This is a genomic window from Arthrobacter sp. ERGS1:01 (assembly GCF_001281315.1).
Lineage (GTDB): Bacteria > Actinomycetota > Actinomycetes > Actinomycetales > Micrococcaceae > Specibacter.
Window position 1 is genome coordinate 498,687 of the sequence record NZ_CP012479.1, and the last position, 13,572, is coordinate 512,258.

Genomic DNA, 13,572 nt, shown 5'->3' on the forward strand with positions numbered 1-13,572 from the left:
TTTGTCCGAATTGCATCCACCGTGACTCGACGCAGCGTACGTGTTGATATTGGCGTCGCCGACATGGTGGGGCTGATGAATGTCGTCAAAGATGTTCCCCGGCTGTTGGGTGGATTGTTGAAATCAGCATGGGTCGCTCGTAGAAATCCGAAGTTCGGATCAGATTCATCGACGCCTGCACATTCCCTCACCGTGTTCAACCAAGGCCTTACGCGTTTGCCCGTTCCCACGCGACGATGCCCTGGATTGCGGGCGTGATCTCGCGGCGCATCTGCTCGTAGACGTCGTCGGAGCGGCGGTAGGGGTCAACGACGTCGTCGTCCTCCGGAAGGGTGACCTGCATGCCGCGGGCACGGATCGCCAGCGGAATCATGGCCGCCCACCGCTCCGCGGGGGTCAGGCCGGCAGGCACCTCAAGCGTGGGCAGGATCCGGGCCAGTTCCCGCAACGTGAAAGTCCGCTTCAAGAGTGCGGGCCGCATCTCCACGATTTTACTTCGATGCCGGCGGGTCAGCGCGAGGACAAGATCCTGTTCCGCCAGGATTCCCGGGGTGAGCTGGCGCGCAGCAAAGCCGTCCGTGGTACCGCCCATGACCCGGACAAAACCCTCAATGTGTGGCTCGATGGCGTGGCCCGCCAAAGCGCCCGTTCCGGCACTCGCCACGGTAAAGGCGCCCGGTGACGCCTGGTCAAACCCTTGCTGGAGGAGCCGCTCGGCCATGGGGGAGCGGCAAATGTTGCCGGTGCAGACGGTCAAAATCCTGAAGGGCGCAGTGGAGCTCATGCGTTCTACGCTACCGTCCCGCGGGTGCAGCCGGCGTCCCCGGGGTCTCGACAGGCTCGACCACCGGAGGCTCGACCACCGTTGCCGAGATCTCCACTGCCGGGGTCGTGGCGTTGTGCCGGGCATGCCACACGTGAATCGCCCAATAGATCGCCGCACCAATGCCGGCGCCCATCGTGTTGGACAGGACATCCATGCCCGAGGCGAACCTGGCCGGCAGGAACCACGCCTGGCTGAGTTCGATCAGGCACGACGTCAGCGCACCCGTCAGTAAACCCACCCAACCATTCTTGGACCAGACCGAGGCAATGAACCCCATGGGCACAAACAGCACAATGTTCGCGGAGAACTCGATCTGGTTGTAGCCGATGAACCCGGGTACGCCGTGCAGGTGCATCCACGTAATGAAATGGTGCAGCGTGCCCGCGGCCGGCTTGTCAACGGGAGTGGGCCAGAAAACGATCAAGACCAATGCCACCAAATAGGCGCCGGCCAGCACCAGGGAAATGCGGTGGAGGGTCTTGGCCATCAGTCTCAGTCTTGTCGGTATACGTCGGGAATGCCGTCACCGTCATTGTCGACGGTTTCCAGCTCCGCCAGTTTACGGTAGTGCCGGTTCCTGCTCCGCAAGACGACTGCGGCCAGTAAGGCCGCCAACACCGAACCGGCCAGGATGGCCACCTTCGCGTGGCTGTAGTGCGGGCTCTCGTCGCCAAAGCTGAGCTCGCTGATCAACAGCGACACCGTGAACCCGACCCCGGCCAGCAGCGCAAGGCCGGCGACGTCGATCCAGGCCAGGCCGTCGTCGAGCTTGGCCTTGGTGGTGCTCGTGACTAGCCAGGTGGCGCCAAAGACGCCAATGAACTTGCCCGCCACGAGGGCCAGCACAATGCCAAGGGCCACCGAGTCAGTGAACGCCGACTTCAAGCCGGAAAGCCCGCCCAGCGCCACCCCCGCGGAGAAGAAGGCGAACAATGGCACGGCCACCCCGGCGGAAATGGGTCGGACCAGGTGTTCAAAGTGCTCGGCCAGGCCGGGCCCCGCCTCCGGACCGCCGCGCTTGGCCGACCGGAGCACGGGCACGGCGAAGCCCAGCAGCACGCCGGCCACCGTGGCATGGATGCCGGAGGCATGGACCAGCGCCCAGGTGGTAAACGCCAGGGGGAGCAGCAGGTACCAGGCATGGATGCGCTTTTGCACCAGCCACGTGAATGCCAGCAGCGGCAGGGCGGCGATCGCCAGGAAGGAAAGGTGCAGCTCGCCCGGGTAGAACACGGCAATGATGGCGATGGCGATGAGGTCGTCCACCACGGCAAGGGTCAGCAGGAACGTGCGCAGGGCCGTGGGCAGGTGGGTGCTGATGACCGCCAGCACGGCCAGCGCAAACGCAATGTCCGTCGCGGTGGGAATGGCCCAACCCTTCAGGATCGCCGGCCCCTGCGTGAGGTTCACCAGGGCGAACAGGACGGCGGGAACGATCACCCCGCCCACGGCCGCGGCAATGGGTACGACGGCGCGGGCCGGGTTGCGAAGATCGCCCGCCACGAATTCCCGCTTGAGTTCAAGGCCGGCCACGAAGAAGAAAATGGCCAGGAGACCGTCCGACGCCCAACCGCCCAGGCTGAGGTTCAGGTGCCACGCCTCGGGGCCGATCCTGAAGTCGCGCAAGGCAAAATAGCCGTCCGCCAAGGGGGAGTTGGCCCAGATCAGGGCGATGATGGTGGCTGCCAGCAATAAGGCGCCGCCCACGGTTTCGGAGCGCAGGATGTGGCCGATGCGGACTGTCTCGCCATAGCTTCCGCGGCCAAGGATGCGGCGGGGGGAGGGGAGGTTCATGGGCGTGGGGCCCTCTCTCGGTGCAGAGGTTCCTGGAACAAATTCCCGGGAACAAGTGGGTACGGCTTTGACATTGCCGACCAGACTTCCCGGCGCACCTATACCCAAGTGTACAGGGTGCGGGTTTTCAGCTGCCGTGATCAGGGCAGATGTACTGGCTCACCAGCTCGCACACGGTCTGCTCCCCGCAACGGCCCAGCGGCTGTAGTGCCCGCACTGCGGTGGATGCCTTGCCGCTCTTGAGGATGGTGATGAAGTCCTCGGCCAGGCCCGCCAAGCGCTGGGCGCCCACCATGTAGCTGGACGAACACAGGCTCAGTGCCGCATCCATGGCAGCCTCTGGGTTTTGCTCCGCCACTGCGCCGCACAGGCGTTCGTACCGGGGCGACCACATGTTCACATAGGACCTGACAAAGCCGCGGCACAGGGTGGCTTCCCCGTCGAGGGACGCCTCAAGGTCACGCAAAGTTGCCAAGCTCACCAAAGGCAGGGGCTGGCGTGGCATCGTCGTCTCCTCTCACCGTGGTCCGATCATTGTGTAGATACCAACATTAGTCACGCCCCTTAGACAAAAGTTGTTTAACCACCCGATTACGCCGGATCTTGCCCGAATCTTGAGCTTTTGCTGATCTTGGGCAACTGCCGTTCGCCGCGCGGAAATCTTGAGTTTTTCTTCCCGCAATCTTCCAGATTTCCAGTGCACTTTCTTGAGCAAGGTCCCGGATGGTTGTTTCCAACGGCGGGAACATCCGTACGGGAAGAACATGAACAAGGGGTCTCACGATGAACAAGATGGTCAAGGGCGCAGTGGTAACGGGCATTGGCGTGATCCTGCTGGTGGGTGGCGGCGGAACGCTGGCCACCTGGAACCAGGCACAAAACGCGACCATGGGCTCAGTGGTATCGGGTGACTTGAACCTGACGCCCGTGACCACCACCGCCGGCAAGGGCCAATGGACCAACGCCGCCGGCACCAAGATCGACGTCGCCACGTACAAGGTGGTTCCCGGTGACGTGCTGACCTACACGCAGGGCTTGAACGTGACCCTGACCGGCGACCTCATGAGCGCCAAGCTGATGGTTACCGGTGCGGGTGTGGACAACGGCTTTGGCAGCAACGTGGTCATCGGCGCCACAAAGCTCACCAAGGGAACCGACATCCTGCCCACCACTGTGCTGCTGCCCGCCGATTCCGGCGTGGTCACCGCCAGCACCACCTTCACCTTCAAGACGTCCACGACGGGTCGGGGCGCGGCCGGCTCCACGTACGACTTCAGCGGCATCGGCTACCTTCTGGTGCAGCAGGCCCCGGCCTCCGCCAACGCCTCCTAGCCTTACCGCAAACCCGTAAGATCCCGGCGGGGTGCCGGTCACCGGCCCGCACCCCGCCAACCCGATGTGGAGATTCCGTGCGAAGTTCGAGGATCCTGAAGACAACCGCGCTGGTGTGCGCCGCAGTGTTGCTGGGACTGCTGACCGTGCACGGCAGCTACGCACTCTGGAATGTGGCCGTGGGCAGCAACGCCGGAACCATCCAGGCTGCCGATTTCCGCGTCAGCCTCACCGACACCCAAACCGGCAACGTCACCGACATGACGTTGCCCAACGGGACAGCAGCGTCGATTGCGCTGAGCACCAGCCCGGCCGGCGTCGTCGTTCCCGGACAGCCCGCCTACGCCGGCGTCATGCTGGGCAACGTCACCAACGCCGGGGAGACTTCACCATCTCGGCTTCCGTGGCCTCGGTGCCTGGCAAGTCCGACGGCGGCAGCGGGCTGGCAGCCTACCTGGCCATCAAGTCCGTCGCGGCCACATCGCTGGCCCAGTGCGCCAATCCTGCGCTCTTCACATCGACGCAGGCCACGGACCTGCCCACGCTGACCATTCCCAAGAACGGCACGGGCGTGTTCTGCTTCCAGGTCACCCTCGACGCCGGCACACCGGCCGGCCTGGCCGGAACAACGGCCGGGATCACCATCCCGATCGTCGTCAAGCAACTGTAGAAAAGGAAAGCCAGTGACCACCACCAGCACCGCCGCCACCGCAACACTCGCAGCGTCCCGGCGAGGCGTACCAGCCTGGTTGCGCCTGGCCGGGCGCGGCACGGCACTGGTGCTGCTCGCGGCCGCCGCACTGGCCGCACTGGTGCTGGTGTTGATTCCCATGGCCACCGGCTCCCAGTCCTACACGGTGCTGACGAATTCCATGGCGCCCAAATATGCGCCCGGCACGTTCCTGGTGGTCAAGCCCGAACCGTTCGCCGCGCTCAAGCTGGGGGACATCGTCACCTACCAGCTCGAATCCGGCAAGCCCGCCGTGATCAGCCACCGGATCATTGCCATTGGAGCGACCCAGGCCGGGGAGCGGGTGCTCACCACCAAGGGCGACAACAACTCCGTGGCTGACCCCAACCCCGTCCGCGAGGTCCAGGTCAAGGGCAAGCTGCTGTACGCCGTTCCCTACGTGGGATTCGTGGCCAACACCGTGGGCCACAGCAACCGGGCAGCGCTGGTGCCGGTGATCGCCGTGGTCCTGATCGGCTTTGGCGCGCTGAACCTGGTCCAGGGCGGGCTGTCCGCCCGCAAGTCAAGGAAGTCACCCCGCCACGCTCTGCGGTTGGGCAGCCGAGCATGAAGGCCGGCACGGCCCCGGTTTCCGCGCTGCGGCGGGTTCCCGGCCTCAAGACGGCCCTTGTGGCGTTTGTGCTGGTGGTGATCCTGGGCAGCGGCAGCGCCGCCGTCGCCAACTGGCAGCAAAGCGCCACCGCCACGATCGCCATCACCGCCGGAGCAGCGCCCATCGCGCCCGCGGGAAACGGCACCATCGTCGTCTCACCCGTCCTCGCCGTGCGGCCCTCACTCCTGGACAGCACATCCGTCCGGTGCGCCTCGGTCCTCCCGCAGGCCCAGCTGGACAACGCCGCAAGCGCCGACATCAAGTTCACCTGGCCCGCAGCCACCACCACGAGCGCCTACGTCACCACGCTGACTTTTGAAGGCAACGGCTACTCCTACCAGCGCACGCAGACCGTGAGCGCGCCCTCCGCCGTCTTCACCCTGCAACGAACCCAGGCGTCCTTTGGCATCTACATCCTGCGGGTCCAGCCCATGAACGGCGGCACCGGAGGGGACCCGGTCTACCGCACCTTCAAGTACGCGCAGAACGATTCCACCAACTGCTACTACGCCAACCCCGCGGGCCGCTCACCCCTGGGCACGCCGGCCATCACGGCGCAACCGGTGGTGCGCGGAACCACCACGTCCACGCTGCCGCTGAGCTGGACGGCGGCACCCGGCGCCACCAGTTACGTGATCACGGTGAAGTCGACGACGTCGTCCTACGGCACGGAATTCACGCAAGGCGGGCTGTCCGCGACGCTGACGTTCCCGCAGGCCGCCGCCGACCAGTTCGGCAACCCCGCCGCCAAGGATGGCGACAAGGCCCCGTACTACAGCGACTACCTGCTGCGCCTGCAACCCATGAACGGCACCACGGCCGGCGACCCGGTGTACAAGACCATCAGGTACTACTTCTGGAACTCCTCGGTCGGAGACAACTAGTCGGGGCCAAGCCGCCACGGAGAGCTTAGGGTTCAGGCCGGGACCGGGACCGGGACGCAGCCGGGCAGCACCATCCGCAAGGTGGTCCCGACGCCGCGCTCGCTCTCAATGGAGATGGTGCCGCCATGCTTGGCGACGATCGTCTTGGTGATGAGCAGGCCCAGCCCCAACCCGGGAATGGACAGCTCCACGGCGGGATCGGCGCGGAAGAACTTCGTGAACGCCTGGGCCTGTTCGGCGTCGTTCATGCCCATGCCGGTGTCCGCCACCTCGCACAACACGTCCGCGCCGTCATGCCAGGCACGCACCGTCACGGTGCCGCCGCCGGGGGAGTACTTGATGGCGTTGGAGACCAGGTTGTCCAGCGCCTGCCCGATCCGGCCGGCGTCGACCATGGCCCGCAGCTGTGCCGGCACCTCCGTGACCAGTTCAACCCCGTTCCGGGCCGCGGCCGGCGCTGCGGAGGCGACGGTGTCGGCTATCAAGGCCGCCACGTCCGTCAGCGCCGTGGTGACCACCATGGACTTGCTGGTCAGCAGATCCGCCACAAGCCGGTTCAGGCGCTGCGCGTTGCGTTCGGCGATGCCCAGGAACTTCACGACTTCCGCCGGCAGCCGTTCGTGCTCATCCTGCGCCATGGCCAGGTAACCCAGGATCGATGTCAGCGGGGTGCGGAACTCGTGCGAGACGTTGGCAACGAAGTCGTCCTTGGCTGCCAGCGCCGCGACCATTTCCGTAACATCCTGGAACGCCACCACGGCGCCGGCCGAGCTGCCGTCGTCGTTGCGCATGGTGCGGGCCGTTGCGGAAATGGCCCTGGCATCGTCCCCGGTACCAATCCACAGCTGGTAGTTGGTGAACGATTCGCCCAGGATCGCGCGGCGGACCGGGCGGGCATCGGGCTCCAACGGCACCTTGGCCTGGCTGAACAGCAGGAGGTCCTTCTCCTCGGGATCGGCGATCCCGGCCGGCTTGGCCAGGGCATGGATGCCCTCCTGGGTGGAATTCATGAGCTGGTCGTGTCCGTCCCCGTCCACCACCACGAGTCCGACGGCGACCGTGTCCAGCACCGTTGCCAGCAGCTGTTCGCGCTGCCGGCTCACAGCCAGGGCACGGCGCAACTCGGCGTCCTTGGCCTGGATGGCCAGGCGTTGGCTGTCCATGCTGGCGGTCATGATGACCACCGTGATTGAAAACGCCATCATCATGAAGGGAAAGATGGCGTACTTGGCGATCAGCTCGGGCGTCAAACGGGCGCCGCCCAGTTGCAGGGGCACCAAGACCGTCAGGAAGGTCGCGGCGGTACTTGAGAAGATTGCCGTTTTGCGGGCCATGCCGGACGCCGACAGCCAAAAGACCGGGAACAACACCAACAACCCCACCGCGGAGATGAACGCAGTGCTGCCGTGGCGGGTGAACGCCACAGCCACAAAATCCAGGTAAGGAATAACGAGGAACGATGCGCGAGGCAGCCTGTCCCACGGAACCGCCAGGCAGATCGCCAAAATGCCGGCGTGCATCCACAAACCGGCTCCGAAGATCGGGTCCGCCAGGGTCAGCGGGTAGTAGGCGGCGGCAATGGCCACCGTCAGCGCCACGGTCAGGCTGAGCGGCAACTGCGTGAGGATGACCTTCACCCGCAGGGACCGTTGGTAGAAGTGGCGGGACAACAGGTTCTCGGCGGTGGATTTCGTCAAAGGTCTTCCGTCGTGGGGGATGAGCCGGGCAGCGGCGATGTTACAAACAGTCTCTCACCCAAATACGCCGTAGCAGCCCCGCCGGCACGCCAGCAAGTCTCGCCGTAGCGAGTCAGCAATTGCTGTCATACTGTTCAAATGCGCCCAAAAAGGCGTCGCAAGGCCGGCCTGGGGGTCGGCAGGTCTTTAGCCAGGTGGTGGAGTTAATATGGACGGTCTTCGAAGCGCTGTTGTCATTGAGGACGATCAGGACATTCGCGAACTGATCACCATGGTCTTGAACCAGTCCGGGTTCGTGGTCGAATCGGCCGGTACAGGCCTGGACGGCGTTGAAGCCGTCCGCCGCGCCAAGCCCGACATCGTCACCCTCGACCTTGGCCTGCCGGACATCGACGGCTTTGAAGTGGCCCGGCGGATCCGGCTCTTCAGCGACGCGTACATCATCATGCTCACGGCCCGGGCCGACGAACTGGACACCCTGCTGGGCCTGGAAACAGGCGCGGACGACTACCTGACCAAACCCTTCCGGCCCCGCGAACTCCGTGCCCGGGTCGGTGCCATGCTCCGCCGTCCCCGCCAGAATTCCGGCGCCGTTCCCGCGCCTGCCGCTGCGTCCGCCGCCCCGTCCGCCGCCCCGCTCGCCGCCCCGCTCGACGGTGGTCCCGGCGGCGACGTGCCCGCCCCGGAAACCGGAGCGACGCCGTCGTTGGTCCCGGAAGCAGCGGCAGCGGCGACGCAGCCCGCAGTCGCACCCGGCGCCTTGGACTACGGCACCCTGGAACCGGGCACCTTGGAACACGGGGGCCTGCGACTCAACGGGGCCACCCGATCGGCCGCCGTCGACGGTACCGATCTTGAGCTGACCCGCACGGAATTCGACCTGATGCTGGCCCTGATGGAAAGCGGCAAGCTGGTGCGCACCAAGGCCGAGCTGGTGCGCCGGCTGCGGGGGGAGGACTACGACGTGGGCGGCTACATCAACGACGCCGACGAACGGACCATCGAGGTCCACATGGCCAATCTGCGGCGCAAGCTTGGCGACAATCCGCGCTCCCCGCGTTGGATCAAGACGGTGCGCGGCGTGGGCTATCAGCTGGCAATCTAGCCAATTGGCGGCAAACTTTGGCCGATTGGCCAAGGTAATGGGCCACCTGCAGGGCTGTATCTTGTGAGTTTTTGGGTTTGAGTGGTGGTTGATGCCTGTTGGGGCACGCAACTAACGTGAGGAAACCCATGAAGAAGGTTCTGAAGTCCGGTCTCGCTGCCGGCGCGGCTGCCGCACTGCTCCTGGGCGGGGCCGGCACATTTGCACTGTGGCAGGGCTCCGGCAACATCGACGCCGGCACCGTGAGCACGGGCCACCTGACCCTGGACACCACGACCACCCCGGGGACGTGGGCCGACGTAAGCGCCGACGTCCTCCCCGCGAACGCCGCGTTCGATCCGGCAACGCAGCACATTGTTCCCGGCGACACCGTCGAATTCAGTCAGACCGTGAAGATTTCCGCCGATGGCAAAAACCTCAAGGGGGCGCTGACCGTGGGCACGCTTGCCGCCATCCCGGCCGCCCTCCAGCCCGACGTCACGGTGACCGTTGCGGCCACCGCCAGCGGAACGGGCATCAGTGCAGCGGGGAACGTCATTACGTTCACGGAGCCGGGTACGTATTCGGTACCCGTCACCATCACCGTGGCCTTTGCCAAGGGCACCACCGGCAGCACCTTGGCGGCCACCATGAATCAGCCGATAGCCCTTGACGCGCTGGCGCTGACCCTGAATCAGACCCGCCCGTAGCGAGACCGCGGACGAGACGTTTGCCGATATGCCCGCAAGGCTCAAGGCCGCCCTTGCCGCGGTCGTGCTGGTGGTGCTCTTAGTGGGCGCCCAAGGCACGGCCGCGCTTTGGCGTGCCCAGGGAGCTGTTGAGCCGGGAACCGTGACCACGGGAAACCTTGTCCTTTTTGCCGGAAACGGCGGCACGGCGTCGGCAAGCTATGCGTTCAGCCAGCTCAACACTGCGGCCCTGCTGCCCGGCGGATTTGTCCAGGCCCCGTTGACCATCAGCAACGGCGGCACCACCAGTCTCGGCTACACCCTCAACGGCGCTGCCACGGCTCCCGCCGTTCCGAAACCGGCGGATAACGCGCTGGCCGCGGCCGCCGTCCTGACCATCCACGCCGTCACGGACCCGACCGCCTGCAACGCCGGCCAGGCACTCGACCCCGCACAGGCGCTCTACTCCGGTCCGCCAAGTGCCGGGGCGGTCTTTTCTGCCGCCCAGGTACTGCCGGCCAAGACAGGCGCCCAGCTGTTGTGCGTGCGCGTGGGCCTGCCGGCAACGGCCCCGCAAAGCGCGGCCGGCGGCATCATGAACCTTGTACTGTCCTTCCGGGGAGACCAAAAGTGACGGCCGTGGCAATGCGGCACGGTTCGCCAAGCTCCCGGCCGGACTCCGCGCGCGGCGGTGCGCTGTGGTGGATTGGACAGACGGCGTCCTGGTTGGCGTTGTTCACGGTCCTGGCCCTGGCGGTGATCATGGTGGTGTTGCCGCGCGCCGCCGGTGGTACCGCCTACACAGTGCTGACCGGTTCCATGGAGCCCGGCATGCCGCCCGGCACACTGGCCGTGGTGCGCCCCGTGGACCCGGCCACACTGCGCACCGGCGACGTGGTCACCTACCAAATGAAGCCCGGCGAACCCGACGTGGTCACGCACAGGATCATTGCCGTCGGTTCCACACTGGGCGGCCAGGCAACGTTCATCACCCAGGGCGATGCCAACAACTCGGCCGACCCCGAGGTGCTTCCGGAACAGATCCGTGGGCGCCTCTGGTACTCGGTGCCTTACCTCGGATACATCAACACCGCTTTGACCAACCAGCAGCGCGGCGTGCTGCTGTGGCTGGCCGTCGCGGCACTCCTGGGCTACTCCGCCTTCATGGCCGTCAGTGCTGTTCGGGACAAAACCCGTGGCAAGGCTGGGGATACGGCCGGGGACACGAGCAGGAAGGCGCGCTCATGACTTTGTGCAACGGCGTTCGTTCCGTGGCTGCCGGCCTAATGGTGGTGGCGGCGCTGGGTCTGGGTGCGGCTCCCGCCCTGGCCGGACCGGCACCTTTCACCTACCCCGGTTCTCTGGCCATGGACGGCGGGGAGCCGGGGAATCAGGGCTCGGGCAACAACATCGGGGGGACCGGGATGCTCTACAGCGGTGACGGCGTCCACTATGGGACCGACGTCCCCGACCTTTTTGCCGGTGCCCCGAAGCTGGTGCCGGGTGAATCGCTGGAACGAACGATTTGGCTGCGCAACGCCAACGCCATGGCGGTGGAGGTCTCGATCGTCCCACCAGTGCCGTCCAGCGGCGTGCAGGTGGACGTCAATGCCGGCAGCTCGAAGGTGGTGGCACTGGAACCCGGCGGCAGCGCCAGCGTCCGGATTGGCGCCAGGCTGCCGGAGGATGCCGGCAACGGTTCCCAGTCCCGGCAGGATGCCGTGACCTTGCGGGTCGTCGTCGCGGAGGCACGCCCCGGCAGCCCTGGAAACCCGGGCAAACCCGTTGGGCCGGGCGGCCCGGGCCTGCCGGGATGGCCCGTCCGGCCGGGCGAACTTGGCGACACCGGCGCCGCACTCGGAATGTGGCCACTGGCGGTAGCCGCCCTGGTGGGCGGGGCGGCGGCACTGGCGTCGCGGCGTCGAACTTCGCGGGCTGGGAAAGCCGGCGACAACACTTGCACGGAAGGACAGCAATGATCAAGAACAAGGGGCTCACACCGCGGCGGGCCATGCAGGTCAAGGCGCTGCTGTCCATGGGCGTGCTGGTGGGATTGGGCGCCGTGTCCACCCTGGCCGCCTGGACGGGATCGGCGACCGCGACCTCGAGCATTTCGGCGGGAACCGTCTCACTGGGGGCCGGGGCAACGGCAGGTTCGGTTTCGGCCAGTTACCCGATGCTCACCAGCACGAACTGGTACCCGGGCATGGTTGAGGCTGCGGCGGTGGTGGTGAAGAACACCGGAAGCATCGCCGCCCCGTACTCGATCGCCGGCAGTGTGGCGGAAACCGGGGCTGGTGCCCTGGGTAACGGCCTGAACGTGGTGGTGAGCACGGGCACCTTGACGGGAACCCCGCCGGCGACCACGTGCACCGGTGGCACGGTGTTGATGACGAAGGCGGCGGGAGCCGCATTCCCGACGGCGGTGACTCGCCCCAGCCTGAACGCCGGCGCGTCGGAAGCCCTGTGCGTGCAATACACGCTGCCGACCACGGCCCCCAATACCCTGCAATCCGCCGCGACGGCCCTGACCCTGACGTTTACCGCCACCATCGGGTCCTGACATGCGCCATGTGAACCGCACTTTTCACGGGGGCCGGGGGCCGGGCGTTGTGCCTGGTGTCGGGCTGGGCCGGAGGCTGGGCGCGGCCGGCCCAGGCTGGCAACGGTGGGCGCTGAACATTGGCGCAGTACTGGGTTCGCTGTGCCTGGTCCTTGCCGCGCTGACCCTGGTGCTTGGCATCAAGCCGCTGATTTTTGCCTCCGGATCCATGGGACCTGGCATTCCGACCGGCTCGCTGGGGCTGGCCATTTCCACGCCGGCCGCTGATGCGGTGCCCGGCCAGGTGGTGTCCGTGGTGACCTCCGACGGGACCCGCATCACCCACCGCCTGGTGTCCCGCACCCCGGACGGGGGACTGATCCTCAAGGGTGACGCCAACGCGGTGGCCGATCTGCAGCCCTATATGGCGCAGACGGTGGACAGGCTCTTCTTTAGCGTGCCGGTACTAGGCTTTGTGGCGAGTGCGCTTGGCCAGCCGTGGGTGTATTTCCTGGGCGGGCTGCTGTGCGCAATGCTCGTGTATCTGGCATTCGTCCGCAAGGATGCGGGCACGGAAGGCGGCGCGGGCAGCGGTAACGGCGCCGGCAAGGGTTCGAGCGCGGGCCCGGGCGCTCGCCTGCCTCGTGAGCAAGGGCCGGATTCTCCGCTTGCGGGTTCGGTGCCCGGCTCCGGCCCGGTCCAGCGCCGCGCCGATTGGGGGCGCTACAGTTCCTTGAGCGTCCCCGCGGAAACTCCCGCCGGCGGGTTCGGGATTATCCGGCGGCTTGCCCGGCGTCGGACGCTGCAGGGTACTGTGGCGGTGCTGGCCGCGCTCGCGATAGTCGTACCGGCCGGGTTTGCCGCGCGGGCGGAACCGACCCAGGCGTCGTTCACGGGCAGCGCCGCGGCCAAGGCGTCCGTGACGGCCGCGACGATGCCGGCGCCGACAACCTTGTCTTGCAGCCAAACCGCCGACAAGGAATCGGTCGATTTCAACTGGAAAGCACCGGTCAACAGCCCGGTGCCGCCGATCGGATACCGGCTTTCCGTGCTGGTGGGTGGCAAGAGTAACAGCGAAACGCTGGCCAGCGATGTACTAACAGAGCGATTGTCCATGCAAAATGCCAATGGACTGCTGGGCGCCGTGCTCAGTCTCCTCGTCGACATTCTGTCGATCCTAATTCCGTACAGCTACCCGGTTACGGTGAGTGTCGTAGCCATCTACCCGAACGGCTGGGAGTCGGCGCCTGCAACATATGACACTCTTGTGGCGGCCAACAAGGGTGCATTGTTCGGCGGGAAGATGTTGACTTGCTGACCTATCGAGCCACCGAGATGTAGAGGTCGATGATGCGGTGTCGAGTCTGACGGAGCGAATCGT

The 13,572-nt window shown here is 66.1% G+C and carries 16 protein-coding genes; 11 read left to right on the forward strand and 5 right to left on the reverse strand.

Annotated elements, in window-relative coordinates; translation table 11 throughout:
• Positions 1–208: 208 nt before the first annotated feature.
• The 4 genes from AL755_RS06195 to AL755_RS06210 form a co-directional block, all read right to left on the reverse strand.
• Positions 209–784, reverse strand: coding sequence for an arsenate reductase/protein-tyrosine-phosphatase family protein (locus tag AL755_RS06195; RefSeq protein WP_054010260.1), 576 nt, complete (start codon positions 782–784; stop codon positions 209–211).
• A 10-nt stretch (positions 785–794) separates the two neighbouring features.
• Positions 795–1,313, reverse strand: a complete 519-nt coding sequence (locus AL755_RS06200; RefSeq protein ID WP_054010261.1) for a VanZ family protein — start codon at positions 1,311–1,313, stop codon at positions 795–797.
• A 5-nt stretch (positions 1,314–1,318) separates the two neighbouring features.
• On the reverse strand, positions 1,319–2,620 hold the full coding sequence (nhaA, locus tag AL755_RS06205; protein WP_054010262.1) for a Na+/H+ antiporter NhaA: 1,302 nt from the start codon (positions 2,618–2,620) through the stop codon (positions 1,319–1,321).
• Between the two features lie 127 nt (positions 2,621–2,747).
• Positions 2,748–3,125: an Hpt domain-containing protein gene (locus AL755_RS06210; RefSeq protein ID WP_054010263.1), complete on the reverse strand. Its 378-nt coding sequence runs from the start codon at positions 3,123–3,125 to the stop codon at positions 2,748–2,750.
• Between the two features lie 278 nt (positions 3,126–3,403).
• Between AL755_RS06210 and AL755_RS06215 the strand changes: the two genes are divergently transcribed.
• The 4 genes from AL755_RS06215 (at position 3,404) to AL755_RS06230 (ending at position 6,179) form a co-directional block, all read left to right on the forward strand.
• The gene (locus AL755_RS06215; protein ID WP_054010264.1) at positions 3,404–3,952 is read left to right on the forward strand and encodes an alternate-type signal peptide domain-containing protein; all 549 of its coding nucleotides are present in this window, start codon (positions 3,404–3,406) and stop codon (positions 3,950–3,952) included.
• 403 nt (positions 3,953–4,355) lie between these two features.
• Positions 4,356–4,622, forward strand: a complete 267-nt coding sequence (locus tag AL755_RS06220) for a hypothetical protein (RefSeq protein WP_054010265.1) — start codon at positions 4,356–4,358, stop codon at positions 4,620–4,622.
• Positions 4,623–4,635: 13 nt separating this feature from the next.
• A complete protein-coding gene (locus tag AL755_RS06225; RefSeq protein ID WP_054010266.1) occupies positions 4,636–5,253 on the forward strand; it encodes a signal peptidase I in 618 nt (205 codons plus the stop codon).
• Positions 5,250–6,179, forward strand: coding sequence for a hypothetical protein (locus tag AL755_RS06230; RefSeq protein WP_054010267.1), 930 nt, complete (start codon positions 5,250–5,252; stop codon positions 6,177–6,179). Before AL755_RS06225 ends, AL755_RS06230 begins: the two co-directional genes overlap by 4 nt.
• A 32-nt stretch (positions 6,180–6,211) precedes the next feature.
• On the opposite strand, the gene AL755_RS06235 is transcribed toward AL755_RS06230, so the two are convergent.
• Positions 6,212–7,876 carry a sensor histidine kinase gene (locus AL755_RS06235; RefSeq protein ID WP_237762609.1) on the reverse strand — a complete coding sequence of 555 codons (1,665 nt, stop codon included), beginning with the start codon at positions 7,874–7,876 and terminating at the stop codon, positions 6,212–6,214.
• Between the two features lie 208 nt (positions 7,877–8,084).
• Here AL755_RS06235 and AL755_RS06240 point away from each other — a divergent pair, with 208 nt between their 5' ends.
• From AL755_RS06240 to AL755_RS22350, 7 genes are all read left to right on the forward strand, one after another.
• A complete protein-coding gene (locus AL755_RS06240; RefSeq protein WP_054010269.1) occupies positions 8,085–8,981 on the forward strand; it encodes a response regulator transcription factor in 897 nt (298 codons plus the stop codon).
• A 128-nt stretch (positions 8,982–9,109) separates the two neighbouring features.
• Positions 9,110–9,670: an alternate-type signal peptide domain-containing protein gene (locus AL755_RS06245; RefSeq protein WP_054010270.1), complete on the forward strand. Its 561-nt coding sequence runs from the start codon at positions 9,110–9,112 to the stop codon at positions 9,668–9,670.
• 28 nt (positions 9,671–9,698) lie between these two features.
• A complete protein-coding gene (locus AL755_RS06250) occupies positions 9,699–10,283 on the forward strand; it encodes a SipW-dependent-type signal peptide-containing protein (RefSeq protein ID WP_054010271.1) in 585 nt (194 codons plus the stop codon).
• Complete coding sequence (locus AL755_RS06255) at positions 10,280–10,897, forward strand: signal peptidase I (RefSeq protein WP_237762610.1); 618 nt, start codon at positions 10,280–10,282, stop codon at positions 10,895–10,897. The genes AL755_RS06250 and AL755_RS06255 overlap by 4 nt, the downstream gene beginning before the upstream one ends.
• Complete coding sequence (locus AL755_RS06260) at positions 10,894–11,628, forward strand: hypothetical protein (RefSeq protein WP_054010272.1); 735 nt, start codon at positions 10,894–10,896, stop codon at positions 11,626–11,628. Before AL755_RS06255 ends, AL755_RS06260 begins: the two co-directional genes overlap by 4 nt.
• The gene (locus AL755_RS06265; RefSeq protein ID WP_054010273.1) at positions 11,625–12,212 is read left to right on the forward strand and encodes a SipW-dependent-type signal peptide-containing protein; all 588 of its coding nucleotides are present in this window, start codon (positions 11,625–11,627) and stop codon (positions 12,210–12,212) included. The genes AL755_RS06260 and AL755_RS06265 overlap by 4 nt, the downstream gene beginning before the upstream one ends.
• 10 nt (positions 12,213–12,222) lie before the next feature.
• Positions 12,223–13,509 (forward strand): S24/S26 family peptidase, encoded by a 1,287-nt coding sequence (locus tag AL755_RS22350; RefSeq protein ID WP_150117061.1) that lies wholly within the window; start codon positions 12,223–12,225, stop codon positions 13,507–13,509.
• Positions 13,510–13,572 lie beyond the last annotated feature (63 nt).

Excerpts from the sequence above, each read along its gene's own strand:
- AL755_RS06195 (WP_054010260.1), bottom strand. The coding sequence starts at position 784 with ATGAGCTCCACTGCGCCCTTCAGGATTTTGACCGTCTGCACCGGCAAC.
- AL755_RS06200 (WP_054010261.1), bottom strand. The coding sequence starts at position 1,313 with ATGGCCAAGACCCTCCACCGCATTTCCCTGGTGCTGGCCGGCGCCTAT.
- nhaA (WP_054010262.1), bottom strand. The coding sequence starts at position 2,620 with ATGAACCTCCCCTCCCCCCGCCGCATCCTTGGCCGCGGAAGCTATGGC.
- AL755_RS06210 (WP_054010263.1), bottom strand. The coding sequence starts at position 3,125 with ATGCCACGCCAGCCCCTGCCTTTGGTGAGCTTGGCAACTTTGCGTGAC.
- AL755_RS06215 (WP_054010264.1), top strand. The coding sequence starts at position 3,404 with ATGAACAAGATGGTCAAGGGCGCAGTGGTAACGGGCATTGGCGTGATC.
- AL755_RS06230 (WP_054010267.1), top strand. The coding sequence starts at position 5,250 with ATGAAGGCCGGCACGGCCCCGGTTTCCGCGCTGCGGCGGGTTCCCGGC.
- AL755_RS06240 (WP_054010269.1), top strand. The coding sequence starts at position 8,085 with ATGGACGGTCTTCGAAGCGCTGTTGTCATTGAGGACGATCAGGACATT.
- AL755_RS06245 (WP_054010270.1), top strand. The coding sequence starts at position 9,110 with ATGAAGAAGGTTCTGAAGTCCGGTCTCGCTGCCGGCGCGGCTGCCGCA.
- AL755_RS06250 (WP_054010271.1), top strand. The coding sequence starts at position 9,699 with ATGCCCGCAAGGCTCAAGGCCGCCCTTGCCGCGGTCGTGCTGGTGGTG.
- AL755_RS06260 (WP_054010272.1), top strand. The coding sequence starts at position 10,894 with ATGACTTTGTGCAACGGCGTTCGTTCCGTGGCTGCCGGCCTAATGGTG.
- AL755_RS06265 (WP_054010273.1), top strand. The coding sequence starts at position 11,625 with ATGATCAAGAACAAGGGGCTCACACCGCGGCGGGCCATGCAGGTCAAG.